Source organism: Methanobrevibacter sp., assembly GCF_045120835.1.
Lineage (GTDB): Archaea > Methanobacteriota > Methanobacteria > Methanobacteriales > Methanobacteriaceae > Methanocatella.
The window spans coordinates 1-26,750 of record NZ_JBGVFE010000095.1 but is presented as its reverse complement, the minus strand read 5'-3'; the positions used below and the strand labels follow the sequence as shown (position 1 = coordinate 26,750).

Below are 26,750 nucleotides of genomic sequence, written 5' to 3'. Positions count from 1 at the left end.
AACATTATGATTAAATTTACAGGAAGCGAAGTAAGAGATTTACTAATTGCATTTTTCGTTATTTCACTTTGTTTTGCAATTGCAAATGGAGGAAGAGACACAAATGCAATCCTCCAAATGTTACCGATTGTAATGGTTGGTGTAGGTACAGGTTTCATTTTACACGAGCTTGGACACAAATTCGTGTCAATGAAATACGGTTACTGGGCGGAATTTAAGCTATGGCCTCAGGGACTGATTTTTGCACTAGTGACATCATTTTTCGGATTTGTATTTGCAGCACCAGGTGCGGTTTACACCTATGCAAATTACATGACAGATGAAATCAACGGCAAGATTTCAATTGCAGGCCCTATAGTCAATATAGCCCTTGCACTAATATTTTTGGCAATTGCAACTGCAGTTTATACATCTGCATTCAACTCAGAGACTTCATTTTGGATATTTATAATAAGTTCTGCTGCTTATTCAGTCAACAGCTTTTTAGCTGTCTTTAATTTACTTCCAATTGGAAACCTTGATGGGTCAAAGGTGTTGAGTTGGAATATCGGAATTTGGATTGTTACAATAGCGATTGCAGGAATTTTAACTGCAGGATCAATGACAATAGGTGTTGAAAATATCGTAAGAATGATATTGGGAATTTAAAATGACAGATGAGTTAACATACTTCAAGGGAACACATAGAGTTATTTCACCCGAAAAAACGATTGAAATAAATGAAGACAAACTGAAAGTCGCAGGCGTAACCCGTATTGCAGACATTACCGATTTGGACAGGATTGGCCTTCCAATTTATACTGCAATCAGGCCGACTGCAGAAGACGGAGCAATAAGCATCTATGGAGGCAAGGGAATTACAAAAGACCATGCCCGAGCTTCTGCAATGATGGAGGCTTTTGAGAGATATTCTGCTGAAAAGCAAGACACTGACGAAAGCATCATTGCAACAGTTGATGAGATTGATTCAAATTACATCAATCCCAAAACCCTGAATCTGCCAAAAGACTTTAAGAAGGAAAATTTAAATTCAATGAAATTGGAATGGAGCTCTGCAAAGGACATAATTTCAGATAAAGAATATTATGTTCCAACCAATGCTATTTTTCACCCATATAAATACCCAGTATCCCTGTTCAAGTCAAACACCAATGGCCTTGCTTCTGGAAATATCCTTGAAGAGGCAGTGCTACACGGAATATTCGAAGTGATTGAACGGGACGCATGGAGCATATTTGAGCTGACCCATAAAAACTATGCCCAGATTGACACCGACAGCATTGAAAGCGATATTGTTAATGACACCCTTGAGAAATTCGAATCAAATGGCATTAAAATCAAACTCATGGACTTTACAGCAGACATCAATATCCCCACAATTGCAGCTTCAGCAGATGACACAGTTACAAAAGACGCCGGACTTTTGACATTGGGTATGGGAACCCATCTGGATCCGGAAGTTGCAATATTAAGGGCACTGACCGAAGTGGCACAAAGTAGAGCGACACAAATTAACGGTGCCCGTGAAGATACCGTCAGAGCAGATTTTGCTCGTGAAGCAGGCTATGAGCGTATGAAACGTATAAACAAATACTACTTTAAAGAGGAAGATGAAAAAATCGACCTTTCAAGTATTGAGAACAAATCCACAACTTCCATTAACCGAGACTTGGACATCGTTAAGGAAGAATTGATGGCCAATGATATTGATAAGATATTGTATTATGATTTGACACGTCCTGAAGTGGACGTTAGTGTTGTAAGAGTCATTATACCTGAAATGGAACTTTATGCTCTTGACCCTTCAAGAGCAGGCTACCGATTTTTAAAAGTAAGATAAAATGATAAAGATTATTGTTTACACAGGTCTATCCCTTCCATTTGATGAAGCAAGGGAAATTCTTGATTCCACTGACAACATCAAAGTAATCTACAAAAGACCTATTCAAAGAGGGGATTTGAGTCATGCCATTAAAGAAAACCCCGACATCATTGCAATCATTGATGGAGTATTTCACCAAAACTCCGCCGTGGGGCATAAGGAAATACTTAATGTAATGAATAAGGGCATTGCGGTTTATGGCGCCTCAAGCATGGGTGCCTTAAGGGCATCAGAACTTGATTCCTTGGGCATGATTGGAATAGGATATGTTTACAACCAATATACTACAGGCAAGGTTGATTCCGATGACGATGTTGCAGTAATGCTTGACGGCGATACTCTGGAAGCACTATCAGAACCTTTAATCAATATGGACTATGTTTTTTCAAATGCCCTTCGTGAAAATATCATAGACGAATCTGAAAAAGAGGAATTGATAAAAATAACCAAGGACACCTATTATCCTCAAAGAAACTATGCTCAAACATTAAGAAAATCCTCGCTAAGCGATGATAAAAAAGGAAAACTCATTGATTTTATTCGACAATCCCCAGACATTAAAAAGGAAGATGCAAAAGAGTTGCTCATAACTATTAAAAACGAAATTGACAAATCTTAGGAAACCCATATATACTTGACAAAAATTTATGCATTGATTATAATTAACCACTCACCAAAATAAAATAAACTTCAATTAAAATAATAGTTTATCCAAAAATACCTTTTAAATTAATCGTTGAACAAATATAATCAAACAAAAAATAAGGAGATAAAATGAAAGTTTAATTTTCTTTCATTTCCAAATATCTTTTTAAGACAATGTCGGGAGTTTCAATATTGTGATCAAAACCGGCTGTAAACTCCTGAGGTTCAAAATCACTTCCAATCTTCTTAAGTCCCTTTAAAGAAACAGTGCCTCCTTCAATTTTAAACCCTACATCATCCGCTACAACGGAACTTAAAGTAATTTCAATTTCAGAGGCCTCATCCAGAACCTGATTTGCCCTGACATCATATTTTATATTTAAAGTCTTATGAGGCATTATTTCATTAATTGTCCTTTTGATGACTGAATCAAAGAGCTCCAAAAACTTAGTGGCAGGAGGCATATTATTAGCCCACCAATAAGTAATTACAGAGTTTAAGACAATTTCATGTTCGGAAAAATCATCATATAATCGTGCACGAACACTGACAGTACTGTCATCAACCTTGAGTACCAATACTGGACTAACAGCCATTATATCCCAATTATTCCACTAATGCCTTAATTAAGTCACTTGCTCTTACAAGACCAACTAAATCGCCTTCAACACCGATAACAGGGATTTGTTCAATGTTTAAGGTTTTCATTTTTTTAGCACAGTCTGAAACTTTAGTTTTGGAATTGGCTACTTCAACATTGCCGATAGCAACATCGCCAACAACCTTGTCGGTGAATTTTAAACTGTTTTTCTCTATGTATAATACTGAAGTACTATCCCAAGACCATTTGTCTCCTTCGGTTCCAACAGTGGAACTGTGTTCACTTCTCTCTGAGATGATTTCAATTTCAGAAATGAAATCGGTTTCAGTTAAAATGCCTGATAATTTTGCATCGTCATCAAGTGCTAAAACAGATTTTAAACCGAATTGATTCATGGTTTCGAATGCAACGTTTAATGGAGCTTTTTCCCATGTGGTTGGAACGGTGGTAATCATATAATCTTCAACTGCATCATTAACTTCAATTTTGGTTAAAGCTTTTGATACTAAATCAAATGAAGTGATAATTCCTACCAATTCACCGTCATCGTTTACGACAGGAACTCTTCTAACATTATTTTCCATCATTACACGAGCAGCATCCACTACATCATCACCCGGATGAACAGTGATTAAATCTCTACTCATCAACATTGCAATTTGTTCTTCATCAGGATTATTAATTAAATCGGAACGAGTCACTAGTCCTACTAAAATGTCAGTATCTTCTTTTACTACTGGAAGTACTGCTTTGTTTTCTTTTCTCATTAAGTCTAAAACTTTTTCACGATTTCCTGGAACGGAAACACTAACAACATTTTTAGACATGGTTCTTTTAACTAACATAAAAACACCTTCAATAAATATAATAATAAAATGGCAATTAACTAATGAACAACCAGTACCGCACATTTGGCTGAGTTAACAACCTTATCTGCTACACTACCCATAATAAATCTATCAAAACCAGATTTACCAGAACTACCCATTACAATTAAGTCAACGGCTTCTTCCTCAGCAACCTCCAGAATAACTCTAGCAGGTGAGCCTTCTCTAATTACATGGGAAATCTCCAAATCATCTTCATTCAATTCATCAAATTCCTTTAGATTTTCTTCTGATCTTTCTTTTAAAATCTGATTCAACTGGTATATTTCATCGTCTAATGGAAGTCCGTTAACAAAACTATTTTCTGTGACACTCACAGCAATCAATTTAGCCCCACTCATTTTTGATAAGAACAAAGCATGCTTTTGAGCTTTTTTAGCAAATTCTGATCCATCAGTAGGAACCAATATTTTTTTATACATCATTAACATCTCCCATAATATACAGATTTATATCCATGATATTATATGCTAAATATTTTGTTGATAGTATATAATATATTTTTCGTTTCTACTCGATTACATATATTAATGTAAGGATTTTTAGAAAAAGATTTCAAAACATTAAATTCCGCAAAATTATCCTCCAAAATCACGGATTTTTTAACAATATTGTTGATTTTAAATCCGCAGATATTGGTTGTTGCCATCTTAACCAAATCTTTTGGATTAATATAGCTCTTATAATAAACAGACATTATTTTTAAGGTAAATTCCAACTCCCTAAACATGTTTGGTGAATTAAGCATTACATTATCTGTTCCAAGCAATGGCTTGATGCCTAAGTCGAGCATTTTGTTTAAGGGAACGACACCAACGTTTAATGTTGCATTTGCTCTAGGACAAACAACAACATTCTGATTAGAATTGGTTACCAACTCCAAATCATTGGATTTAGGATTTGTTAGATGAACCAATTGGTCAAAATTAGTTTCAACACCTTTTCCAATTTCTGTTACTTTATCATTATTTAAAGACTCAATCTGATTAGATTCCGATTCCGCCACATGAATTGAGGATATCTTACCCTGGCGGCTACATTCTTCGGTTATCATTTTTGCAACATCTGAAGTTATCTCTCCAAAACCGCTTGGCGCGATTCCGTCAGCCACCTTTAAGATTTTTCGAATCGCACTTTTGACTTTACTCAAATCAGGATCATCACCATAAAAACTGTCATCACGGCCCAAAATTATTGGCCGGATTGGAATATCTCTAGAAGCCTCATTTAAAAGTTTAATTCCTTTTATTCCTCCTTCCCTATAGTCTATGAAGTGAGTTGTTCCGGAATTGACCATATCCCACATTGATTGTTTCATGGCTTCAATCAACTCATCATCCGAAGCATTAGCTAGAGCCTTATGCTTTACGCCTTCAGGCGGTTTGACCATTTCACTTAATGTAAGTGAATAGCCCTCATCTTTAATTATAGAGTCCCCAATATGAACATGGCCATCTATAAATGAAGGACATACAATAGCACCGCCAACATCGATGATTTTACCTTCTCGGGCATCTTTTTTGATTTCAATGATTTTGCCTTCATCAACGACGATATTTTCTCTTGATGGGACCAAATCCTGGCCTTTTAGGATAATTCCATTTGATATAGTAAACATTAATGTAAAATCTAATTTTTTTTATTAAAATAATTTTGTATTCATTAAATTTATTTAATCGAAAAACCATAATATTAGTTAATAATCGTGAAAGAAAAATTTACGATAATCATTTTCTTTTTAAACCATCAAGGTGATTCCTATTAACTCTCAAGAAATAAGATACTTCTACAGGAATATTGTAAAAACTGGCGACGTATACAGAGTTAAATATAACAATGAAGATTATGGAGAATTTAGAAAATTATCCGATGCATTATATGAAAGGGATGCACTATTTTTTTGTAATTTCGATTACGATTTGCTTGTAGAATGTGACCTTGAGAACAAGTATGAAAACATGGAACTTCCCCCATTTCCAGAAAAGCGACCTAAAGGCAGAATCAAGGGAACCAAATTCAATAAAAAAGAAAGGGAAGGAGAAATCCTGTTCAATCATAAAATTCGCAAATTCTATATTCAAAAAGGAGATGACATTATAGGCCATTATGATACAATGACCGAAGCATTTTACTATAAAAAACTCCTGATGGACAACAATTGGGATAAAAATGTTTTAAGAACAAATATCACCCAAAAAATTGAAATCAACAAAGTCATCGATCCGTCTGTCAATTATAAAGTTCAATTAAACTACTGTCCTAAATGTAAAAATAAGCTAAAAGCCGAGGATGAGGAATGTCCTTCCTGCGGTATTAACATTAAAGATTACCTGTATAATAATTAAAAAAAGGATAGAGAATAATTATTCCCCATCAACATAGTCATTTAAAGATTTTACATTGATTTTATTATTCTGAACCGCTTCTATAGCATTAAGTGCAGCTCTTGCTCCGGCCAATGTGGTTACATAAGGTATGCCAAGTTCAATGGCCAGACGTCTGATAATATATCCGTCACGAGCGGACTGCTTACCTTCAGAAGTGTTAATAATCAAATCAATTTCCTTATTTAGGATAGCATCCCTGATATTTGGGGACCCTTGAGAAACCTTCAGGACGGTTTCAACATCAGCAAGACCTGTTGATTCACCAGTTCCCTGAGTGGCCACTATTTTAAATCCTAAATTAGCTGCCTTTTCTGCAATTGGTCTGATTTTTTTCTTATCTGTTTCCTTAACACTTATGAATATTTTACCTTCTTTAGGCAATTCCATTCCTGCAGAAAGCTGTGATTTGTAGAACGCCATTCCAAAGCTTTCATCTATACCTATACTTTCCCCTGTTGATTTCATTTCAGGTCCGAGCACTGTATCTGATTCCGGCAATTTAAGGAATGGGAATACGGATTCTTTTACTGCAACATGGTCGATTTTAATTTCTTTTACCAAACCAAAGTCTTTTAATTTAGCACCTTCCATAATCCAGGTTGCAACTTTAGCAAGAGGCACCCCAATAGCTTTACTTACGAATGGAACGGTCCTACTTGCACGAGGGTTTGCTTCAATAATGTAAACCATTTCCTCATCAAGTTTAACTGCATACTGAATATTCATCAATCCTTTAACATCCAATTCCAAAGCAAGTTTTGTTGAATGTTCACGGATTGTGTCAAGAATATGCTCAGGAATTGTCTGAGGAGGTATTACGCATGCTGAATCTCCTGAGTGAACACCGGCTTCCTCGATGTGTTCCATGATTCCTGCAATGAATACGTCTTCGCCATCACATAAGATATCCACATCCAATTCAATTGCATCTTCAAGGAACTTGTCAACCAAAATCGGATGGTCCGGTGAAACCTTTACGGCTTCCTGCATATACTCTTCAAGTTCATTTGTATCATAAACTATTTCCATAGCCCTTCCGCCAATAACGTATGACGGACGTACAAGCACTGGGAATGTGATTTTTTCAGCGATTTCCTTTGCCTCTTCGAATGAATTAGCTGTTCCGTAAGGCGCCTGATGGATATGCAGTTTTTCCAGAAGTTCTGCGAATAATTCTCTGTCTTCTACCCTATCAATACTTTCATACGGAGTTCCGAGAATCTTGACACCTGCATTTGCAAGCGGCACAGCAAGGTTAATGGAAGTCTGTCCACCGAACTGTACAATTACTCCGTCTGGTTTTTCCTGTTCAATTACGCCCATCACATCTTCAAAAGTTAATGGTTCGAAGAACAGTTTGTCTGAAATGTCATAATCGGTACTTACAGTTTCAGGATTGTTGTTGATCAATATTGTTTCGATTCCATCTTCTTTTAAAGCAAGAGATGAATGTACACAACAGTAATCAAATTCGATACCCTGACCTATTCTTATAGGTCCTGCACCCAGAATAACTACCTTTTTCTTGGATGTTGAAACAAGTTCATTTCCTTTATCATAACTGCTGTAGTAATAAGGAGTCTTAGCTTCAAATTCAGCAGCACAGGTATCTACCATCTTATAAGACTGGGCAATATTGTATCTTTTAAGCAAGTTTCTGATATACTCTTCAGTCTGACCGGATAATTCGGCCAAACGCTTATTTGAACAACCCATTTGTTTTGCTTTTCTTAAATATTCTTCGTCATCCAATTTTTCAGCGGTAACCTCGTTTTCGAAGTTTACGATGTTTCTGATTTTGTATAAGAAGAAATTGTCAATCTTGGTCAATTCACGGATTTTATCAATGTCCATTCCGTCTTTGATTGCGGAATAGATTTGGAAATAAATCAAATCAGTCGGATTTGCAAGATCCTCTTCAGTGTATTCGACATATTCAAATCCGTCAAAGCCCATATCAAGTGATCTTAATGCTTTCTGGAATGCTTCCTCAAAGGTTCTTCCAATAGCCATCACTTCTCCGGTCGCTTTCATTTGAACACCGACTTCACGGCTAATTCCTTTGAATTTGTCAAATGGCCATCTTGGGATTTTAATAACCACATAATCAATGGCAGGTTCAAAAGAAGCTGGAGTCTCTTTGGTAATGTCATTTTTGATTTCATCCAAAGTTAGTCCCAATGCCACTTTTGATGAGATTTTAGCAATAGGATAACCGGTCGCTTTTGATGCGAGCGCACTACTTCTTGATACACGAGGGTTTAACTCAATTACCTTATATTCATCGGTTTCAGGGTTTAGTGCAAACTGAATGTTACATCCTCCGCGAATTCCTAAAGCTCTGATAATCTTGATAGATGCATCACGCATCCTTTGTATGGTTTCATCACATAAACATTGAATCGGAGCAACTACTACACTGTCTCCGGTGTGGATACCCATAGGATCAATGTTTTCCATTGTACAGACAATGATACAGGTATCTTCCTTGTCTCTCATTACTTCAAACTCTATTTCTTTCCATCCGAGAACTGATTCGTCAATGAGAACCTGGTTGATGAAACTCATATCCAATCCATGAGTTGCAATTTCAATTAGCTCCTCCTCATTGTGGGCAATTCCCCCACCGGTTCCTCCTAATGTGAAAGCCGGCCTTACGATGACAGGATAACCAATTTCTTCAACGGCCTTAAGTGCTTCATCCACACTTTCTACAGCCTGACATTTTGGAATTTCCTCACCTATCTCTTCCATAAGGTTTGCAAACAAATCACGGTCTTCCACATCCTTAATTGTCTGAACGTCAGAACCGATAACTTTGATTCCTTCGAGTAATCCTAAATCTCCAAGACCTGTTGCAATGTTTAATCCTGTTTGTCCACCCATGGTCGGTAAAATAGCATCAATTTCTTCTTCTTTTATGATTTTTGCAACAACTTCCGGAGTTAATGGTTCAGTATAAACAGTATCTGCCATTCCAAGGTCGGTTTGAATGGTAGCAGGATTACTGTTAACGAGTACTGTTTCAATACCCTCTTCTCTTAGTGATTTACATGCTTGTGAACCGGAATAATCGAACTCTGCAGCCTGTCCAATTTGAATAGGTCCGGAACCAATAATTAATACTTTTTTAATATCTTTATCAACTGGCATATGTAATCCCCTTTAAATTTAATAATCATCCATCATTTGGTTAAATTCATCGAAAATATGTGTTGTATCATTTGGACCCGGTCCCGCTTCGGGATGGTACTGTATACAATGCAATGGCAATTCTTTATGTGAAATACCCTCTGGAGTTCCATCATTTAAGTTTATTTGAGTCAATACCAAATCTGTTTCCTTTAAGGATTCCTTGTCAATAGTGAAACCATGATTTTGTGAAGTGATGAATACTTTTCCGGATTCCAAATCCTTAACCGGCTGGTTTTCACCACGGTGACCGAATTTCATTTTGTATGACCTTGCACCGAATGACTTTGCAATCAGCTGCTGACCCATACATATTCCAAATATCGGCAATCTATTTGACAGTTTTTTCATTGTCTCGATAGTTTCAAATACCCTATCAGGGTTTCCAGGTCCGGAAGTAATCATCAATCCGGATGGTGAATAATCCAGAACTGTTTTATAATCGGTATCATACGGGAATAAGACAATTCCAATATCCCTTTCTAAAAATGAGTTGATGATATTCTTTTTAACACCACAATCAATCAAAGCGACTTTTTTATCTGCATCTTCATTGAACTGTTTGATTTCCTTTGTGGACACAAGAGGCACAACATCCACATCTTCAATGCTAGGCTGTGACTTTGCCATGTCCAGAAGTTTGTCATCATCAATATCTTCAGTTGTGATTGCCGCTTTAAGAGAACCTCTCTCCCTAATCTTCAATGTCAAGTCACGAGTGTCGATTCCACTTATTCCAGGAGTTTTAAATTCCTTTAAAAATTCATCCAAAGTCTTTTGAGGTCCGTAGTATGAAAGTTCACGGCAAACCTCACGACAAACAAATCCTTCAACCTGAATTTTATCAGATTGATACCACTTCTCACTTACCCCATGATTTCCCTCTAAAGGATAAGTGGACATTAATATTTCCCCTTTAAAAGACGGATCAGTTAAAGATTCAGTGTATCCTCCCATACCGGTAGAAAAAACAAGTTCTCCCAATTTGGTGGTTTCATGACCGAATGCTTCACCTTTTAAAATAGTACCATCTTCCAAAGCCAATTTAGCTATTTTTACCATTAAATCACCATTTCAAAAAATATAATTCTATATCTTTAATATATTATATTTTACAATATTATTAAACTTTGTTTTTTTAGATTATTTTGAAAAATTAATGTAAAAATTAAAAAATGTTAAACCCACTCCCAGCATGAAAATATTTAATTGAATCAAAAGACATACTTGATTACAGAAATTACCGAGACCAGGACTATGGACCGTGAATCTGAAAAGTTAATTAAAAATCAATTGAAAAACTCCCAGGATTTTAAGAAATTCAAAAAAATGATTGGGGAGACCAAAGCCTATGACATCCCAAAAACATTGACCGGAGAGTTGAGGCCATACCAAAAGATAGGTTATTCATGGCTTGTTTCAAATATCAAATATAATTTTGGATGCATATTGGCTGACGATATGGGTCTTGGTAAAACCATTCAGGTTTTAAGTGCAATACTCCATTTTAAGGAAATGAATCCCCTTGACAGCGAGCCTTCACTAATAATCGTTCCACCTACCCTAATATCGAACTGGGAAAATGAAATCAAGAAGTTCACACCTAAACTCACCTATTACATTTATCACGGATCCAACAGGACATTTCCACTTGAAGAGTACGACATCATATTAACATCCTATGGAGTAATCAGGCTTGATTTGGATATGTTTTCAGACAAAAAATGGTTCATATGCGTTATTGATGAGGCCCAAAACATCAAAAATCCAAATACACAACAGACAAAGGCAATAAAAAATGTCCCTGCAGCAAATAAAATTGCCCTGACCGGAACGCCGATTGAAAACAAGCTAACCGACTACTGGTCAATATTTGATTTCGTAAACAAGGGATACCTCTCAACGCTTGACAACTTTAAGGCAAACTATGTCATGAGAATCGAGAGGCTTGAAGAAACCTCCACACTGGAAAAATTCAAAACTATAACCAAACCATTTGTTTTAAGACGTCTGAAAACCGACGACAACATCAAGGACGAGCTTCCGGATAAAATCGTTAATGACATCTACTGCAACCTAACGAACAAACAGATAAAACTATACAATGCAATAATGGACGGAATATTTGAAGATCTGGAAGGAAAAACCGGCATAGAAAGAAGAGGAGTTATCTTAAACATAATAACCGGTTTGAAGCAGGCCTGCAATCATCCGGCACAATATCTGCGTTCGGACAATCCAAAAATTTCAGAATCCGGAAAGATGGAACTGCTGATTACGCTTCTTGAAAATATCCTGGATATCGATGAAAAAGTGATAATCTTTACCCAATACGCACAGATGGGTAAAATCATACAAAAGCTAGTCTCCAAAAAGTTAAAAACAGACGTTTTATTCCTGCACGGTTCCCTTACACAGCAAAAAAGAAATGAAGTAATCGACAATTTTCAGGAAAATGAGGATTATAAGATTCTTGTTGCGACACTTAAAACAGGAGGCGTGGGATTGAACCTGACTGCCGCTCAAAATGTCATTCACTATGACTTATGGTGGAATCCTGCCATAGAAAACCAGGCGACTGACCGTGTGCATCGTATTGGTCAAAAAAGTGATGTCATGGTATACCGATTCATCACCAAAGGAACACTTGAAGAAGTAATAGACGAAATGAGCAAGAGCAAACTTGACCTGGCTGAAAAGGCAATAAGCAGTGATGAAACATTCCTCACTGAAATGAGCAATGAGGAATTAAAGGAAAAATTATCATTGAGATTGGTCAATTCTTAAGCTGAAATTCAGGCTTCTTGAGGAATGTGTCAATGCACCGATTGATATGATGTCCACGCCCAAATCAGCATAATCAAGAATATTGTCTTCAGTTATGCCGCCTGAAACTTCAATCAATGAATTTTGGCGAATGCCTAATTTTTCAAGCTCATCAATGACCTCTTTAACATCAGTTGGCCCCATATTGTCAAGCATCACAATATCCGCACCATTTTTTACGCATTCAACCGCATCAGACAATGTTTCAACTTCAATCTCTATTTTTTTGGAAAAACTTGTGTTTTGTTTTGCCCTTAAAAGAGCTTCAAGAGGTGATTTGCATGTTGCAATATGATTGTCCTTAATAAGAACCATGTCATCCAAACTGAACCTGTGGGTGTCGGCTCCACCAACTTTCAGACCGTATTTGTCAAATTTTCCAATTGCCGGAGATGTCTTGCGTGTTCCTGCCACCCTTACATCAAAGTTACTAACCAATTTGGCATAATGATTGGCAGCGGTTGCAACTCCGCTCATTCTCATAATCAGATTAAGGGCAGTTCTTTCCAAAAGCAGGATTTTTCTTGCTTCACCAACAAAGGACATTAAAATGTCTCCGGAAGTAATTCTAACTCCATCTTTCATCCAGAACTTGACTTCAACACCGTATTCCTCAAACAAATCACGAACAATATCTATGCCCGCCAGGATACCCTCATCTTTTGAGACTATACATCCATTGACAATTTTTCCCTCTTCAACTACGGCGTTGGATGTAATATCCCCAAATCCTTCGTCTTCAGCCAGCATATACTCAATAATTTTATCCAAAAAATCACCTAAAAATTTAATATAACTATGAATATATATTATCTCAAGAAATATAAAAGTGATTACATTATGGAAATAATATTTTTAGGAACTTCCTCTGCAGTTCATTCAAAAGAAAGAAATCACCCCTCAATTGCAATTAAGGCATTTGGTGAAACAATCTTGTTTGATTGCGGCGAAGCAACTCAAAGACAAATTTTACATAGCAGCGTAAGTCCAATGAAAATATCCAAGATATTCATTACTCATTATCACGGAGATCATATATTGGGCCTTCCAGGATTGTTGCAGTCAATGAGTTTGAACGGAAGAGAATCCAAATTAACAATCTACGGTCCGAAAGGATTGAATAAAATCAAAGATGCAATATATTCATTAGGATATTGTGTAATTGAATATCCGGTGGAATTTATCGAAATAGACTCCGGAATCATTGTTGATAATGAAGAATACTTTATTACAGCTCAAAGAGTTAAGCATAATACACTCTCCCTTGCCTATTCAATTGAAGAGAAGAAAAAACCTAGATTTTTAAGAGAAAAGGCCATTGAATTGGGTGTTCCGGTTGGTCCTGCATTTGGACGATTGCATAATGGCGAAGAGGTTGAAATTGATGGCAAAATCATAAAACCAGAACAAGTCCTTGGAGAGCCTAGAAAAGGAACAAAAATAACATATTCAGGAGACACAAGACCTTGTGAAGAAATGATAATGTTTGCCCGTGATTCCACACTACTTATTCATGAATCAACATTTATTCAAAAAGACAGCATTAATGCAGAAGAATACGGCCATTCGACTTCTGTTGATGCGGCATATACTGCCAGGGATTCAAACAGCAAGGAATTGATTTTGACCCATATAAGCACCAGATACGGTGATGAATATGCAGACATCATGTTAAAAGAAGCCAAAAAAATCTTTGAAAATACGAAATTGGCTTACGATTTAATGGAAATAGAATTATGATTGCTTCAAATTTGCCAAACGTTAATGACGCTACAATGACTTTAATCAGTATCCTGCTGATTATTTTTATTACATCCATAATAACCAGAGTCATTGCAAGACTGTTCAATAAAATGGAAAGATTCAAAAAAGACAAGACCGCAATTTATCTTATTACAGACATCATCAATTATATAATCTATTTTATTGCATTGATGGCCATTCTGCAATATTTTGGAATTAATCTTGCAGGAACCCTATTGAGTTTAGGTATCGTAGGTATTGCAGTGAGTTTTGCGGCCAAAGACATTATTTCAAACCTATTTTCCGGAATAATCCTGATTATCGGCAAAAGTATTAAAGTTGGAGACACGATTGAAATACACGGCAAAAAGGGAATTGTTGAGCGAATTTCACTTAGAACAACAATAGTTGTTGACGACAATGGAGTAAAGAACAATGTTCCAAACTCAACATTGACAAATAATGAGTATCTGCTCTTCAAAACTCCTGAAAAATATCGGGCGGATATCTTAACAGGCCTGCCATTAAATATCGATGTGGAAGAGTTTAGAAAGTACATTATTGAAAGAATGGAAAGTTACCCTGAAATTGCTGAAAGTCCAAAGCCTGATGTTTTTGCAAAGGAAATAACCTTTAAACAATCAAAAGTTAAAGTATCCTTCTGGGTAAAAAGTTTTAATAATAAAGATGAATATAAAATAATAATCACTAACGAGATAAGAAAATTTATAAAAATGGGTGAAAATGATGAACAGTAAACTTCAAGAGGAAATATTGAAATTAAAAGATGAAAAAAATGCAATTATACTTGCACACAATTATCAGCCAAAAGAAGTTCAGGAAATTGCTGATTTTCTTGGAGATTCACTTGAATTATGTATAAAAGCTTCTGAAATTGATGACAAAGATTTAGTTGTATTCTGTGGTGTGGATTTCATGGCAGAAACTGCATTTATTCTAAATCCTGATAAAAAAATTGTCATACCTACCCTTGAGGCAGAATGTCCAATGGCACATATGCTTCCGGAAGAGGAATTGCTAAAGGCCAAAGAGGAACACCCTGACGCGGGGGTTATCCTTTATGTAAACAGTATTGCTGAGGCAAAACAGCACGCAGACACCCTATGTACTTCAGCCAATGCAGTAAAAGTGGCTGAAAGCATACCTCAAGATAAGATATTATTCGGACCGGACAAAAACCTGGGAACCCATGTTGGAGAAAAGATAGACAAGGAAATTATCCCGGTTCCGCGTGACGGTCACTGCTATGTTCACAGACTATTCGCTGTTGAAGATGTTGAACTCAAAAGAGAACAATACCCTAATGCAGAGATAATCTGTCACCCAGAATGTAAACTTGAAGTTCAAAAAGCATGTGACGAGGTAATGTCAACTGGAGGAATGTTAAGGCATATTGCTAAAAGCGATAAAGAGGAATTCGTTATCGGAACTGAAATTGACATGATTACAAGAATCAATTCCGAAGTTTCAGGCAAAAAACTCTATCCATTGCTTGAAGGGGCAATCTGTGAAACAATGAAATTGCATACACTTGAAAAGATAAGGGACGCTCTCGTAAATGAAGCTCCTGAAGTCACATTGCCAAAAGAAGTTGCAGATAAATCTAGAAAAGCTGTAGAACACATGTTAAGTGTTTCAAAATAGTTTTTTTAGAATTATTTTCTTATTTTTTAAATTGACTCATGAATTCGTTTAAATCATCCATAAAATAAGAAAAATCATCATCATCAGCATTTTTTCTTACAAAATCATATAAAATTACTTTTGAATTTTTAATCATGTCTTTTAAAGGGAGACTATCAAATTCAGGAGAATAATAAATATCACATTTTGAGGATATAATCAATACTTTTGCCTTAATATTTTCCAGTTTATCCTCAATATTATAATTAAGGATTGAATCATTTATGAACTTGAAATCGTAGAGATCCATAAACAGCCCATCATCTATGAAATCATCCATCAAAACATCAATCTCATCATTAGACATTTCCTGAAAAATCCTTTTTGAAAAATAGGTCGAATACAAAAGGCTATTAACCGAAACCATTACTTTAGATAGTGATTCATCATAAGATTCAGTATTTAACTCATCATGGGACCCTACAATAGTGTCCATGCATTTAGCAATGACATATCTATAGCCGCCTGTTTTATAGGAACTAGAATGTATGATTAAAAAATCCATTTCATCAGGATATTCGCAAGCCCATGTATAGGCCTCATAACCTCCGAATCCACGAGCCAAAATTCCATGAACACTTTCAATACCTAATTTTTCTTTTAAAAATTGCCTTTTGAAATTTACAGCATCCTTAATTGAATATGCCGGAAAATTCTGATTTAACCCTGTAATCGAAGGACTGCATGAATCTGGAACACCTAAAGAGGTTATGGATATTAAGAAATATTCATTTTTATCAAAAGAAGATCCCTCTTGGGTAACCTCATAGAGATTATTAAGAGAGGCATAATCCCCACTATAAGAATGGCAATAAACAATAGCATTGACAATGTTTCCTTCATCATCAAACTTGGGAGTGCCGGTTAAGGAATATTCTACAGAAGCATTTTCAAGTACACGACCATATTCAAATTCAAACCTGTCAATTGTGTACCGACCATATCCCTCATGGATTTCTTCAGTAATCATAATAATTCAACCTTTAATAATTAATTAGACTTAAAGGCATATAAAAGTATTTAAATGAAAAAAAGTCTAAAAGATTACTGAAATTAATTTGAAAATCTTAAAAAATATTCAAAAATCACATGTCTTCCAAAAAGCCTGATAGGAACATATTCATTTCTATCTCTTCACGGGCAATAAAATCATCAATTCTGATTTTTGCAACATCGCTTTGAAAGGGATAGAGCTTTTCATCAAAATACATTGTCAATATCAGATTGTCACCATCGATAGCAATCTCTTCATCAAGATGATTGTTCAGATAACTTAATTGCCCAAATGACAATCCAGAAACCATGTATTCGATGAATTTCTTGCCATCTTTTTCACCATAATCCACAATATTAACTATCACCAAATTCCTCCATGAATTCTTTTAATTCATCGGAAATTGTTTCAAGTTCGTTGAAACACAAATGTCCAAGTTCAGAATCCATAATTAACAGTTTGGAATTTTCAATCATTTCAGACATTGGAATTCCATCCAATTCCGGGGGAAAATGTGGGTCTTGCTTGCATGAGATGATTAAAACTTTGGCGGTGATTTTATCCAAATTTCCTTCAACATTAAAGTTCATGCATGACTCATTGCAATATTTCAAATCGTAGATATCCGTTTCAAGCATTTCATTGCCGAATGTTTCAAAATCCGCAGACAACTCTTCATTGGTCATTGCCCTTAAAGCTTCTTTAGAAAGACCAAAGTTAAATTCAGCCAGACAGGCAAGTCTTAAAGTCCTTACCAACGAATAAGTCATTTCGCCCTTAGCATAATCAGGATCGGAAGTTATGATTTCATCAACAAATTTTGAGAGAATATAATCATGTCCTGCCACCTTGTAACTGCTTACGCCACAGATGACGAAATCCTGAAAATCAGGGTATTCAATAGCTTGTGTTAGGCCAACAAAACCACCCATTGAGTTACCAATCAACCCTAAAACGTGTTTTATTGCGAATTTTTCTGATAGAAATTGTTTTTGAAAATTAACCACATCAACAAGACTATATTTTGGGAATTTATTTTTTAAATCAGTGCTTGATGGAGAACAGCTTCCAGGTGAGCCTAAAGCTGACATGCATATGAAAAAATACTTATCCGCATCAAAAGCATCTCCACTTTCAGTCAGAGGCAAAATCTTGTTGATTCCGGAGAAGTCTCCTAAAGAGCCTGAACAATAAATAATCGCATTATCGATATCTCCATTATCATCATATTTTGGAGTTCCGAAGGTCATATATTCAATCTTGGGATTGTCAATTACTTTTCCATTTTCAAATTCAAAGGACTGTAGTGTAAAATACTCTTTCTTATCTTCAAAATATTCTTCATCGTAAATTAAAATTCCCCCAACATATTATACTAATTGATTTTAAAAACAAAATATTTAAATTAAACTAACTAATGTTATTGTGATGAAATATAAAATTTTAGAAAAACCAAATTGCGAAGATGCATATGACCTCGTTCATGACGCCTTAAGAAAAAAGGCCACAATACTTATTTTTGCATGCTGTAAAGTAAACTACGAGGGAAGGGCAATCAGTGAACTGAACTGGGGAGAACGTATAATCATGATTAAACCGGACGGAGCATTTTTAATCCATCAGGAAAAGAAAGTTGAACCAGTGAATTGGCAACCTCCAAAATCAAAAACAAAAGCATATATCAAAAATGACAATCTGTTCCTTGAAAGCCACAGAAGGACTCCAAAAGAATTATTGACCGTGGAAATAAAAAAGATTCAGTTTATCAATTATGCAAACATTGAAGACTTTGAAGAGCTTGAACAGGCAGGATATGAAAAGGACATGAGTGACATGATAATGGAAAAGCCACATATGATTGAAGAAGGCTTTACCCCCACCACACGTGAATACAGTGTCGAACACGGTTTTATTGACATTCTGGGAAAAGACAGCGACAATAATTTAATGGTATTGGAGCTGAAAGCTCGAAAAGCCGGAGTGACTGCCGTTAAACAGCTTAGAAGATACTTGCAGGATTTGGAAAATACGGAAAATGACTATTTAAAGGAATGCAAGGCTGAAAAGAAAAAAATCAGAGGATTGCTTGTTGCTCCATCAATCATGGATGACGCTTTAGAGATGGTTGAAGAGGAAGGCATTGAATTCGTGTCTGTCGAACCGCCTAGAGAGTTGAAAAGAGATAAAAAAGTAACACTGGACTTCTTCTAATCCAGCGCATCTTCAATTCTTTTTAGCTCCTCCTGATAGAATTTTTTAGTAAAATCGTTTGCAGGGATTGAAGTTGTCACATGACAATCCTTTTCCAATTTGTAAATGAGATAATCTTCGCTTTCAAGAGGAATGGTGCCAGAATCATCTAAAACTTCCAAATCCTCTAACTCAGACAATATATTTTGATATTCCTCTTTTTCCAATTCGACCACATCATCCAATTCCATTTCCTGAACATTTGGATTCAATTGCAATGCAATGGCAACGAATCCATTGACTTCTTTATCAGATACTGAAAATTGAGAATTTCTAATTTCATCCATTGAGAACTTAATATGAGTTATAGTATTTTTTGTAACTGGAATCTCACGGGATAAACCAATCTGATTAATTTCATAATGATTTTTCCATTCGCCTATTTTATAAATTGCATAATTAATATCATCAAGATTAATAATTTTGTCTTCCGCCATAATATCACATTCATTAAATATATTTTTATATCATAAATAATAAATGTTAATTTTAATGGAGGTTTAATCTGTGAAAAAATGTCCTGAATGTGGAAATCCTAGTTATGATGGTGCTCCCGTATGTGGAAATTGTGGTTACAAATTTCCTAAATCAAAGGTTGTAGCCCCTAAAAGGGAAGATATTTTCCAACAAGAAGAACCAATAGTTAAAAAAGAAACCAATAATGATGAGGATACTATCAGTATCATCAAAGACAAAAAGCTTGTTATTGGGATTATACTAGCTATAACTTTAATTGTTATTGGTGGAATCGTACTCAGTGGAACAAATAATCACAATGGCAACTCAAAAGTGATTCAGACAAATGATTTGCTTGAGTACAGTTCTGCAGATTTTGCATTTAAATACCCAAACAGTTGGAAAAAGATTAACTTAACTGATGAGGAACATCCTGGAGCAGTATTTTTCCAAAATAAAAATAATGTAACTATTGAATATTATAACATTTCCAATGATGCAGCATCTTTAAAAGAGATAAATCAAGACAGAATAAGTGTTGCTCAAGGAAGTGGCGATTATGTAGAAGTTGTTGAAACAATAACTTTAGACGGTAGAAACGCATCCAACATGATATTAGAAAATGCCGATGGCGATTACACAAGATACGTTTCTATGTTTAGTGATGGAAAACTATACGTCTTTAAAATTACTGGAAGTTCTGAAAACTCACTTTCATCTGAAGATATTGAAAGTGCAATAAATTCTGCAGATATCGCTTAAGTATGATTTATTCATACTTTTTTTCTATTTTTATGTGTTAAAATGACAAAAATAAAACTTGCCCTTTGTCAAATGAATGTTATTGACGATAAACAGACAAATATCAACAAAGCTAGCTCAATGATAGCTAGAAGTGTAGATGAAAATGCTGATTTTATAGTTTTGCCTGAAATGTTTAACTGTCCATATTCCAATGACAAATTCATTGAATATTGCGAAGAGGAACATGCCAGCTACACTTTAGACAATATTTCAAAACTGGCACGAGCCAATGATGTTTATATTTTAGCCGGATCAATTCCCGAAAAGGAAAATGACAAATTATACAATACCAGTTACCTTTTTGACAAAACCGGCGAGATTATAGCAAAACACAGGAAAATGCATCTTTTTGATATTGACGTTAAAGACAAGATTACCTTTAAGGAATCCGATGTGCTGACTGCAGGTGATGAATTTACAGTCGTTGATACTGAATTCGGCAGGATAGGCATCGGAATTTGTTATGACGTGCGTTTTGTTGAGCTTGCAAGAGTAATGGTTGAGGAGGGTGCATTGATACTATTTTATCCGGGAGCATTTAACATGACCACAGGCCCCGCCCACTGGGAGCTGCTATTCCGTTCAAGGGCTCTCGACAATCAGGTTTTCTGTGTTGGCGTTGCACCTGCACTTAACATGGATGCCAGCTATCACAGTTACGGCCATTCAATTGTAACAAATCCCTGGGGAGAAGTCATAACTGAAGCGGATGAAAAAGAAGATTTGATTTTCTGTGAGATTGATTTGGATGAAATAAAAAAAGTAAGGGAAGAGATTCCTCTTTTAAAAAATAAAAGAAATGATCTCTACGAAGTTATTCAAAAATAACTATTTCAATTTAGCCAACCTTTTTTTGAAGTAATCCTGCTTTTTAGTTCCGTCGAATACTTCAATTGCGGTTTCAATGACCCTGACTTCATTGTCATAGTCATTAGCTTTTCTGTATAAAATACATAATCTTTTATATGGAGCGTCTTTAGTCTGTTTTGCATCCACATAACGCTCATATTCTTTAATTGCTTTTTGAGGATTGGTTTTTTCCATTTCTTTAATTGTGCTCATTGGAATGACTTTTACAACAGCCTCACCGGATGCCTTTGCTTTTTGCCTTTTTTGAGCCTTCTTGATGGCTTTATTGCATGACTTTTTGAAGTCCTTATCCTCTTCGGTTTTTCTTGCATCCTTGATTAACTTTATTGACTCATCAGTTGCAAGGTCTCCTAATGCCTGAATGGCAGCCAGTCTAACTCCCCAGTCTTCATCTTCAAGGCATTTTGCAATGCAGTCCAGTTCATCATCAGCCTGAAGTTCACCTAAAGACCTTACCGCAACTTTTCTAACTCCAAAGTCTTCATCTTCAGTTGCCTTGACAAAATAAGGAATAACCTTTTTATCCTCGGTTTCTTTAAGTGCAAAAGCTAAAAATCTTTTGTCTTTGCCTTCTGCATTTTCAAACTCTTCAATTAATTTATCAACTGCCACATCACCCATGCTACCCAAAATTTCAGCAGCCTTAAATCTTACTTGAGCGTTTTCATCTGTAGTGGCTTTAATTAATGGTTCAATAGCTTCTTCATCAGTTGTGCCAACCAATGATTCGATAGCTTCTTTTCTGACTTTAACGTCATCACTTGATAAATCGTTAATAGCATCATTTAAATTAGTCATGATAATAAGTTAGATTTTAAGAATATATAATCTTTACAAAAAATAGAAAAAAATAAGAGAAAAAATCTCTTATTTAAATAGCTGTCCATCCACCGTCTACACAAATCAATTGTCCAGTACAGTAACTGGATGCATCTGAAGCCAGATAAATTGCCAATCCATCCAATTCACCAGGTTCACCTAAACGGCCAGCAGGACAGTAAGCTACGATAAGGTCCATGAATCCTTCTAGGTCAATGGTGTCTTGTGTCAATTCGGTTGCAAATACAGCAGGACCAATTGCATTTACGGTAATGTTGTATTTAGCCCATTCTACAGCCAAGTTTTTGGTCAGGTTCATTACTCCACCTTTTGCTGAGGAGTATGCACTGATTCCTCCTCCAGGGAAGATTACTCTTGAGTGAATTGAACCGATATTGATGATTTTACCGTAATTTTGGTCAATCATGTATTTTCCAACTTCGGCACACATGTAGTAAACACCACTTAAATCTATTTTGATGTGATGATCCCATTCTTCGGTAGTTTGTTCCATTACAGGTTTATTGTTACCCATACCTGCAGCATTTACCAAGATGTCAATCCTTCCATAATGGTCAATTACTTTTTTAACGGATTCTGCGATATTTTCTGTGTCTGCCACGTCAGTAACCGCATACATTACTTCAGTTCCAAATTTCTCTTGGATTTCTGCAACGTTTTCTTGTAATCTTTCTTCTCTTCTTGCGAATAATGCTAATTTTGCTCCTTGGCTTGCATATGCTTGAGCAATTTGCCAACCAAGACCAGAGGAAGCACCAGTTACAAGAGCTACTTTGTCTTTAATATCAAAATAGTTTTTCATTTTTTATACCACCTTAGGCATAAGCCTATGTATAATATTATACACATTTTAACTATTTAATTATTTTTATCTATTAAATTCGTTAATAATCGAACTATTTTTAACACAATATTAAACATGCTTAATAATATTCAAAACAGCAAATCCATTAAAAAAAAACATAAAATTAAATAAAACAATAATGCCAATAGAGATATGAGGAATCGCAAATGATTGAAGAGCAAACAAAAAGTTACACCAAAAAACAGATTTTAAAAACCCTGCATCCTTGGGTTCAGAAATGGTTTAACTCACAATTTGAGGATTTTACTCCCGCTCAGAAAAAATCAATCATTGACATTCACAAAAAGAACAACATACTAATATCATCACCAACAGGGTCAGGTAAAACTTTAACTGCATTCCTGTCCGTTCTAAGTGAACTGACCGAGCTTGCCGAAAAAGAGGAATTAGAGGATAAGGTCTACTGCATTTACATCTCACCCCTAAAGGCTCTTGACAATGATATTGAAAAGAACCTTGACGAACCGCTAAACGGAATTGAAAAAATTGCCGGTAAAAAATTAAACATAAGAAAAGCCGTCAGGACCGGAGACACTTCGCAATATCAAAGGCAAAAGATGCTTAAAAAACCTCCGCACATCCTAATTACCACCCCCGAGACATTATCAATATTGCTCGTAGCCCCAAAGTTTAGAGAAAAGCTGAGTCACGTAAGATATGTCATAGTTGATGAAATCCATTCTCTTGCTGAAAACAAAAGAGGAGTTCATTTAAGCTTATCTCTTGAAAGATTGCAGCATTTGATTGGCCAATATACAAGAATTGGGCTATCGGCAACTGTCAGCCCAATTGAAGAGGTTGCCAAATTTCTAGCCGGTTATGAATACGGCGTTGAGAGGAACTGCAAAGTGGTTAATGTAAACTACCTAAAAGAGCTGGATATGGAAGTGATGTGTCCTGTAAGCGATATAGTGCTTGCAGATGAAGAGGACACCAGACTCGGAATGTATGACATGCTTGACGATTTGATTTGGGAAAACAAAACCACATTAATCTTTACAAATACAAGAAGCGGAACGGAACGTTTTGTTTATAATTTGAAGAAAATGTATCCTATGCACTACAACAACGAAAACATAATGGCTCACCACTCCTCGCTTTCAAAGGAAGTCAGACTGGAAACGGAAAACAAACTGAAAGAAGGAAAATTAAAGGCCGTAGTCTCTTCCACTTCATTGGAGCTTGGTATTGATATCGGTTATATCGATTTGGTTGTTTTGATAAACTCTCCAAAATCGGTTGCAAGAGCCCTTCAAAGAATCGGACGAAGTGGACATAGGTTGCATGAAAAATCACGCGGAAAAATCATTGTAACCAATCGTGACGATTTGGTTGAGTGTTCCGTACTTTTAAAGAATGCAAAAGAAGGTAAAATTGATAAAATATCAATACCTACAAACTGTTTGGATGTTCTGGCTCAGCACATCTATGGAATGAGCATAGAAAATCCCTGGGACATTGACTATGCATATGATGTTATAAGGAAGAGCTATTGTTATAAGGACCTTACAAGAGACGATTACGAAGACGTCTTAAGCTATATGGCCGGAGAATATCCCGAACTTGAAGAGAGATATGTTTATGCCAAGATATGGATTGACTATGAAAAGAACACATTTGGAAAACGTGGAAAACTGGCAAGAATGCTTTATTCGACAAACATTGGAACAATCCCAGATTCCTCAGGAGTTCTTGTCAAATATGACGGTGAAACAGTTGGAAAAATCGAAGAGGCATTTATGGAGAGATTGAAAAAAGGAGATACATTCGTTTTGGGTGGACGCACCTACAGATTCAATTATGCAAAAGGAATGACAATAAACGTTACTCCTTCAAGTGGACCGCCAACAATACCTTCATGGTTTTCACAGCAACTTCCGCTATCCTTTGACCTTGCAATGGACATACAGAAGTTCCGGTCATATATGGAAGCTAAATTCGAATACCGAAGAAGCAAGGAAGAAATTATGGAATTCATTTATGATTATTTGTATGTCGACGATTTTGCGGCCAATTCAATTTACGAATACTTCGTTGAACAATATAAATATGCCAAAATCCCCTCCAACAGATGTCTGCTAATTGAATACTACAAGGGATATGGAGGGAGGAAATTTGTAATATTCCATTCGCTGTTTGGCCGAAAGGTCAATGATGCCCTCTCCCGTGCTGTGGCTTATGTTGTAGCCCAGAGATACAATACCAACGTAACAATATCAATATCCGACAATGGATTTTATTTAAGCTCGGATGGAGTTATCGGAGGTTTGGAATCCTTTAAAAAATTAAATCCCGAGAATTTTGAAAGAATTCTGGCAAATTCCCTGAATAAAACAGAAACACTGGCTTCCAGATTCAGGCATTGCGCCGGAAGATCTTTAATGACTCTCAGAAGATACAAGGGAGAATCCAAATCGGCAGGCCGCCAACAGGTACGGGGAAAGATATTGCTCAAATTTGTTCAGGACATGGATGATGACTTTTCAATCCTAAAGGAAGCGAGGCGAGAGGCCATGGAAGATTATATGGATGTAAAGAATGCACTTAAAATTATTAACATGGTAGATTCCAGAGAGATGGAAATAAAAACCATTGATACTGTAATACCTAGCCCATTTGCATTCAATCTTGTTTCACAAGGTTATTTGGATGTTTTAAATCAAAATGACAAAGGAGAATTTTCAAAAAGAATGCATAAAGCAATACTTGACCAGATTAAAGATAAACTAAAAGACATCTATTAGAATTAAAAAAAGCAAATAATTTTAATAATGAGATTAAATAATTATATGAAAAGGTGATATTATGGCTAAATGGAGCGCAGTATTTGTTGGTTTCATACTGGCAATAATAGTTAAGGCATTTTTTGCACCTTATGAATTTGTAGGATTATTAATTGTAGGATTCATTACAGGTTATATTGCTCATTCCGGAGCCTTAGGAGGTTTATGGAATGCTGCACTTGCCGGAGCATTGGGCACAATCATTGGCGCAATACTGTTCATTTTGGTTGTGACATTTGGAGGCAGTTTAACCGGAATCTTTGGAGGATTAACAGGATTTACATTATCCGGAATTACAAGTCTTGTTGCAATTCTTGAATCAATAATTTATTATGCAATAGTTATGGGAATTACCGGAGCTATTGGAGGAGCAATATCCTCTAAAAACAAAAATTCGGAGAGATAAATATGATGAACTTACCTGAAATAAATTTTAAAGCTTTAGTATTTGGAGCGGCAATAGCTGCGGCATTTATTTTATTTGGATATCAAATATGGGATTGGTTATATCCGTTTTCTGCAATGGGTCTGTTATACGCAGGATATGGTCAAAGGGATGTTAAGACCGGAGCATTTGCAGGAGGATTTGCATCCACACCAATCATTGTCTTGACATTCCAAGGTTATATGGGACAATTTGACGGTTTTTTCTTAACTGAAAATGGAATGTTGGCTTTAACCGTCTTGATTCTTGTTGTTGGTGTATTTGTTGGTTTTGTTGGTGCATGGACAAAAAGAAGTCGTGTAAAAGCTTTAGAAGAATATGAGAAAAAACAGAACATCGGAAAAAATAAAAAGAAAAATAAAAAATAATAACAATTTATGTTATTATTTTATCTAATTCATCTCTTTCTATTCCTTTTTTAATTTCAACAGCCACTCTTCTACCCATACTCATTGGTTTGCCATAAGTTAAGTAGGAGTAAGGAGAACCATCCATAAATGTGTTTGTTCCACCGTCAGTTCTTGCACTGATTTCAAAACAGATTACTTCCAAATTATCATTTACTAATGTTTGCAT

Annotated in this window: 28 protein-coding genes; 14 read left to right on the top strand and 14 right to left on the bottom strand. The window is 35.8% G+C overall.

Going from position 1 to position 26,750, the window contains the following annotated elements; genetic code table 11:
- The first annotated feature begins 6 nt into the window (after positions 1-6).
- The 3 genes from ACJMLO_RS08530 to ACJMLO_RS08520 are packed head-to-tail and all read left to right on the top strand — an operon-like array spanning position 7 to position 2,501.
- Positions 7-648 carry a site-2 protease family protein gene (locus ACJMLO_RS08530; protein WP_405295842.1) on the top strand — a complete coding sequence of 214 codons (642 nt, stop codon included), beginning with the start codon at positions 7-9 and terminating at the stop codon, positions 646-648.
- A gap of 1 nt (position 649) precedes the next feature.
- Positions 650-1,840, top strand: coding sequence for a YcaO-related McrA-glycine thioamidation protein (locus ACJMLO_RS08525; protein ID WP_405295840.1), 1,191 nt, complete (start codon positions 650-652; stop codon positions 1,838-1,840).
- Position 1,841: 1 nt separating this feature from the next.
- The gene (locus ACJMLO_RS08520) at positions 1,842-2,501 is read left to right on the top strand and encodes a TfuA-related McrA-glycine thioamidation protein (RefSeq protein ID WP_405295838.1); all 660 of its coding nucleotides are present in this window, start codon (positions 1,842-1,844) and stop codon (positions 2,499-2,501) included.
- A gap of 163 nt (positions 2,502-2,664) precedes the next feature.
- Here ACJMLO_RS08520 and ACJMLO_RS08515 read toward each other — a convergent pair whose 3' ends face one another.
- The 4 genes from ACJMLO_RS08515 to ACJMLO_RS08500 are packed head-to-tail and all read right to left on the bottom strand — an operon-like array spanning position 2,665 to position 5,633.
- A complete protein-coding gene (locus tag ACJMLO_RS08515; protein ID WP_405295836.1) occupies positions 2,665-3,123 on the bottom strand; it encodes a hypothetical protein in 459 nt (152 codons plus the stop codon).
- 10 nt (positions 3,124-3,133) lie between these two features.
- A complete protein-coding gene (locus ACJMLO_RS08510; protein WP_405295834.1) occupies positions 3,134-3,973 on the bottom strand; it encodes a CBS domain-containing protein in 840 nt (279 codons plus the stop codon).
- 41 nt (positions 3,974-4,014) lie between these two features.
- Positions 4,015-4,437, bottom strand: coding sequence for a universal stress protein (locus ACJMLO_RS08505; RefSeq protein ID WP_405295938.1), 423 nt, complete (start codon positions 4,435-4,437; stop codon positions 4,015-4,017).
- 41 nt (positions 4,438-4,478) lie between these two features.
- Entirely contained in the window at positions 4,479-5,633 is a 1,155-nt protein-coding gene (locus ACJMLO_RS08500) for an amidohydrolase family protein (RefSeq protein WP_405295832.1), read from the bottom strand.
- Positions 5,634-5,766: 133 nt separating this feature from the next.
- Between ACJMLO_RS08500 and ACJMLO_RS08495 the strand changes: the two genes are divergently transcribed.
- The gene (locus ACJMLO_RS08495; RefSeq protein ID WP_405295830.1) at positions 5,767-6,360 is read left to right on the top strand and encodes a zinc ribbon domain-containing protein; all 594 of its coding nucleotides are present in this window, start codon (positions 5,767-5,769) and stop codon (positions 6,358-6,360) included.
- 18 nt (positions 6,361-6,378) lie between these two features.
- On the opposite strand, the gene carB is transcribed toward ACJMLO_RS08495, so the two are convergent.
- Both carB and carA read right to left on the bottom strand, forming a co-directional pair.
- Positions 6,379-9,555, bottom strand: a complete 3,177-nt coding sequence (gene carB, locus ACJMLO_RS08490) for a carbamoyl-phosphate synthase large subunit (protein ID WP_405295828.1) — start codon at positions 9,553-9,555, stop codon at positions 6,379-6,381.
- 18 nt (positions 9,556-9,573) lie between these two features.
- Positions 9,574-10,656, bottom strand: a complete 1,083-nt coding sequence (gene carA / locus ACJMLO_RS08485; protein ID WP_405295826.1) for a glutamine-hydrolyzing carbamoyl-phosphate synthase small subunit — start codon at positions 10,654-10,656, stop codon at positions 9,574-9,576.
- Between the two features lie 147 nt (positions 10,657-10,803).
- Here carA and ACJMLO_RS08480 point away from each other — a divergent pair, with 147 nt between their 5' ends.
- A complete protein-coding gene (locus ACJMLO_RS08480; RefSeq protein WP_405295824.1) occupies positions 10,804-12,381 on the top strand; it encodes a DEAD/DEAH box helicase in 1,578 nt (525 codons plus the stop codon).
- Here the strand turns inward: ACJMLO_RS08480 and nadC are convergent.
- Complete coding sequence (gene nadC, locus ACJMLO_RS08475) at positions 12,358-13,191, bottom strand: carboxylating nicotinate-nucleotide diphosphorylase (protein ID WP_405295822.1); 834 nt, start codon at positions 13,189-13,191, stop codon at positions 12,358-12,360. The two genes, ACJMLO_RS08480 and nadC, sit on opposite strands and share 24 nt — an antisense overlap.
- Positions 13,192-13,260: 69 nt before the next feature.
- Between nadC and rnz the strand changes: the two genes are divergently transcribed.
- The 3 genes from rnz to nadA are packed head-to-tail and all read left to right on the top strand — an operon-like array spanning position 13,261 to position 15,828.
- Positions 13,261-14,160, top strand: coding sequence for a ribonuclease Z (rnz, locus tag ACJMLO_RS08470; protein ID WP_405295820.1), 900 nt, complete (start codon positions 13,261-13,263; stop codon positions 14,158-14,160).
- Entirely contained in the window at positions 14,157-14,921 is a 765-nt protein-coding gene (locus tag ACJMLO_RS08465; RefSeq protein ID WP_405295818.1) for a mechanosensitive ion channel family protein, read from the top strand. The genes rnz and ACJMLO_RS08465 overlap by 4 nt, the downstream gene beginning before the upstream one ends.
- Positions 14,911-15,828 (top strand): quinolinate synthase NadA, encoded by a 918-nt coding sequence (nadA, locus tag ACJMLO_RS08460; RefSeq protein ID WP_405295816.1) that lies wholly within the window; start codon positions 14,911-14,913, stop codon positions 15,826-15,828. Before ACJMLO_RS08465 ends, nadA begins: the two co-directional genes overlap by 11 nt.
- 19 nt (positions 15,829-15,847) lie before the next feature.
- Here the strand turns inward: nadA and ACJMLO_RS08455 are convergent, their stop codons facing one another.
- The 3 genes from ACJMLO_RS08455 to ACJMLO_RS08445 form a co-directional block, all read right to left on the bottom strand.
- Positions 15,848-16,837, bottom strand: a complete 990-nt coding sequence (locus ACJMLO_RS08455; RefSeq protein ID WP_405295814.1) for a homoserine acetyltransferase — start codon at positions 16,835-16,837, stop codon at positions 15,848-15,850.
- 115 nt (positions 16,838-16,952) lie between these two features.
- Complete coding sequence (locus ACJMLO_RS08450; protein WP_405295812.1) at positions 16,953-17,228, bottom strand: DUF5750 family protein; 276 nt, start codon at positions 17,226-17,228, stop codon at positions 16,953-16,955.
- Positions 17,218-18,111 carry an alpha/beta fold hydrolase gene (locus ACJMLO_RS08445; protein ID WP_405295810.1) on the bottom strand — a complete coding sequence of 298 codons (894 nt, stop codon included), beginning with the start codon at positions 18,109-18,111 and terminating at the stop codon, positions 17,218-17,220. Before ACJMLO_RS08445 ends, ACJMLO_RS08450 begins: the two co-directional genes overlap by 11 nt.
- A gap of 178 nt (positions 18,112-18,289) precedes the next feature.
- Between ACJMLO_RS08445 and nucS the strand changes: the two genes are divergently transcribed.
- The gene (gene nucS, locus ACJMLO_RS08440; RefSeq protein WP_405295808.1) at positions 18,290-19,072 is read left to right on the top strand and encodes an endonuclease NucS; all 783 of its coding nucleotides are present in this window, start codon (positions 18,290-18,292) and stop codon (positions 19,070-19,072) included.
- Here nucS and ACJMLO_RS08435 read toward each other — a convergent pair.
- Positions 19,069-19,548, bottom strand: coding sequence for a hypothetical protein (locus ACJMLO_RS08435; protein WP_405295806.1), 480 nt, complete (start codon positions 19,546-19,548; stop codon positions 19,069-19,071). The two genes, nucS and ACJMLO_RS08435, sit on opposite strands and share 4 nt — an antisense overlap.
- 70 nt (positions 19,549-19,618) lie before the next feature.
- Between ACJMLO_RS08435 and ACJMLO_RS08430 the strand changes: the two genes are divergently transcribed.
- Both ACJMLO_RS08430 and ACJMLO_RS08425 read left to right on the top strand, forming a co-directional pair.
- Positions 19,619-20,329 carry a zinc ribbon domain-containing protein gene (locus ACJMLO_RS08430; RefSeq protein WP_405295804.1) on the top strand — a complete coding sequence of 237 codons (711 nt, stop codon included), beginning with the start codon at positions 19,619-19,621 and terminating at the stop codon, positions 20,327-20,329.
- 42 nt (positions 20,330-20,371) lie between these two features.
- Positions 20,372-21,199, top strand: a complete 828-nt coding sequence (locus ACJMLO_RS08425; protein ID WP_405295802.1) for a carbon-nitrogen hydrolase family protein — start codon at positions 20,372-20,374, stop codon at positions 21,197-21,199.
- Here ACJMLO_RS08425 and ACJMLO_RS08420 read toward each other — a convergent pair whose 3' ends face one another.
- Both ACJMLO_RS08420 and ACJMLO_RS08415 read right to left on the bottom strand, forming a co-directional pair.
- Positions 21,200-22,039, bottom strand: a complete 840-nt coding sequence (locus tag ACJMLO_RS08420; RefSeq protein WP_405295800.1) for a HEAT repeat domain-containing protein — start codon at positions 22,037-22,039, stop codon at positions 21,200-21,202. It abuts the gene before it with no gap.
- Positions 22,040-22,112: 73 nt separating this feature from the next.
- Positions 22,113-22,883 carry an SDR family NAD(P)-dependent oxidoreductase gene (locus ACJMLO_RS08415; protein WP_405295798.1) on the bottom strand — a complete coding sequence of 257 codons (771 nt, stop codon included), beginning with the start codon at positions 22,881-22,883 and terminating at the stop codon, positions 22,113-22,115.
- A 209-nt stretch (positions 22,884-23,092) separates the two neighbouring features.
- On the opposite strand from ACJMLO_RS08415, the gene ACJMLO_RS08410 reads away from it, so the two are divergent.
- The 3 genes from ACJMLO_RS08410 (at position 23,093) to ACJMLO_RS08400 (ending at position 26,542) form a co-directional block, all read left to right on the top strand.
- Entirely contained in the window at positions 23,093-25,690 is a 2,598-nt protein-coding gene (locus tag ACJMLO_RS08410) for an ATP-dependent helicase (RefSeq protein WP_405295796.1), read from the top strand.
- Positions 25,691-25,751: 61 nt separating this feature from the next.
- Positions 25,752-26,135 (top strand): DUF5518 domain-containing protein, encoded by a 384-nt coding sequence (locus tag ACJMLO_RS08405; RefSeq protein ID WP_405295794.1) that lies wholly within the window; start codon positions 25,752-25,754, stop codon positions 26,133-26,135.
- A 2-nt stretch (positions 26,136-26,137) separates the two neighbouring features.
- The gene (locus ACJMLO_RS08400) at positions 26,138-26,542 is read left to right on the top strand and encodes a hypothetical protein (RefSeq protein WP_405295792.1); all 405 of its coding nucleotides are present in this window, start codon (positions 26,138-26,140) and stop codon (positions 26,540-26,542) included.
- Between the two features lie 7 nt (positions 26,543-26,549).
- Here the strand turns inward: ACJMLO_RS08400 and ACJMLO_RS08395 are convergent.
- The coding region (locus tag ACJMLO_RS08395; protein WP_405295790.1) for a DUF1297 domain-containing protein at positions 26,550-26,750 on the bottom strand (201 nt) is incomplete at its 5' end.

Bases quoted from the DNA above. Each gene is read 5' to 3' on its own strand.
- ACJMLO_RS08435 (WP_405295806.1), bottom strand. From the start codon at position 19,548: ATGGCGGAAGACAAAATTATTAATCTTGATGATATTAATTATGCAATT.
- ACJMLO_RS08410 (WP_405295796.1), top strand. From the start codon at position 23,093: ATGATTGAAGAGCAAACAAAAAGTTACACCAAAAAACAGATTTTAAAA.
- ACJMLO_RS08400 (WP_405295792.1), top strand. From the start codon at position 26,138: ATGATGAACTTACCTGAAATAAATTTTAAAGCTTTAGTATTTGGAGCG.
- nucS (WP_405295808.1), top strand. From the start codon at position 18,290: ATGAAATATAAAATTTTAGAAAAACCAAATTGCGAAGATGCATATGAC.
- nadA (WP_405295816.1), top strand. From the start codon at position 14,911: ATGAACAGTAAACTTCAAGAGGAAATATTGAAATTAAAAGATGAAAAA.
- ACJMLO_RS08515 (WP_405295836.1), bottom strand. From the start codon at position 3,123: ATGGCTGTTAGTCCAGTATTGGTACTCAAGGTTGATGACAGTACTGTC.
- rnz (WP_405295820.1), top strand. From the start codon at position 13,261: ATGGAAATAATATTTTTAGGAACTTCCTCTGCAGTTCATTCAAAAGAA.
- ACJMLO_RS08510 (WP_405295834.1), bottom strand. From the start codon at position 3,973: ATGTTAGTTAAAAGAACCATGTCTAAAAATGTTGTTAGTGTTTCCGTT.
- ACJMLO_RS08420 (WP_405295800.1), bottom strand. From the start codon at position 22,039: ATGACTAATTTAAATGATGCTATTAACGATTTATCAAGTGATGACGTT.
- ACJMLO_RS08445 (WP_405295810.1), bottom strand. From the start codon at position 18,111: ATGACCTTCGGAACTCCAAAATATGATGATAATGGAGATATCGATAAT.
- carA (WP_405295826.1), bottom strand. From the start codon at position 10,656: ATGGTAAAAATAGCTAAATTGGCTTTGGAAGATGGTACTATTTTAAAA.
- ACJMLO_RS08425 (WP_405295802.1), top strand. From the start codon at position 20,372: ATGACAAAAATAAAACTTGCCCTTTGTCAAATGAATGTTATTGACGAT.
- ACJMLO_RS08405 (WP_405295794.1), top strand. From the start codon at position 25,752: ATGGCTAAATGGAGCGCAGTATTTGTTGGTTTCATACTGGCAATAATA.
- ACJMLO_RS08520 (WP_405295838.1), top strand. From the start codon at position 1,842: ATGATAAAGATTATTGTTTACACAGGTCTATCCCTTCCATTTGATGAA.
- ACJMLO_RS08530 (WP_405295842.1), top strand. From the start codon at position 7: ATGATTAAATTTACAGGAAGCGAAGTAAGAGATTTACTAATTGCATTT.
- ACJMLO_RS08505 (WP_405295938.1), bottom strand. From the start codon at position 4,437: ATGTATAAAAAAATATTGGTTCCTACTGATGGATCAGAATTTGCTAAA.
- ACJMLO_RS08525 (WP_405295840.1), top strand. From the start codon at position 650: ATGACAGATGAGTTAACATACTTCAAGGGAACACATAGAGTTATTTCA.
- carB (WP_405295828.1), bottom strand. From the start codon at position 9,555: ATGCCAGTTGATAAAGATATTAAAAAAGTATTAATTATTGGTTCCGGA.
- ACJMLO_RS08465 (WP_405295818.1), top strand. From the start codon at position 14,157: ATGATTGCTTCAAATTTGCCAAACGTTAATGACGCTACAATGACTTTA.
- ACJMLO_RS08500 (WP_405295832.1), bottom strand. From the start codon at position 5,633: ATGTTTACTATATCAAATGGAATTATCCTAAAAGGCCAGGATTTGGTC.
- ACJMLO_RS08455 (WP_405295814.1), bottom strand. From the start codon at position 16,837: ATGATTACTGAAGAAATCCATGAGGGATATGGTCGGTACACAATTGAC.
- ACJMLO_RS08415 (WP_405295798.1), bottom strand. From the start codon at position 22,883: ATGAAAAACTATTTTGATATTAAAGACAAAGTAGCTCTTGTAACTGGT.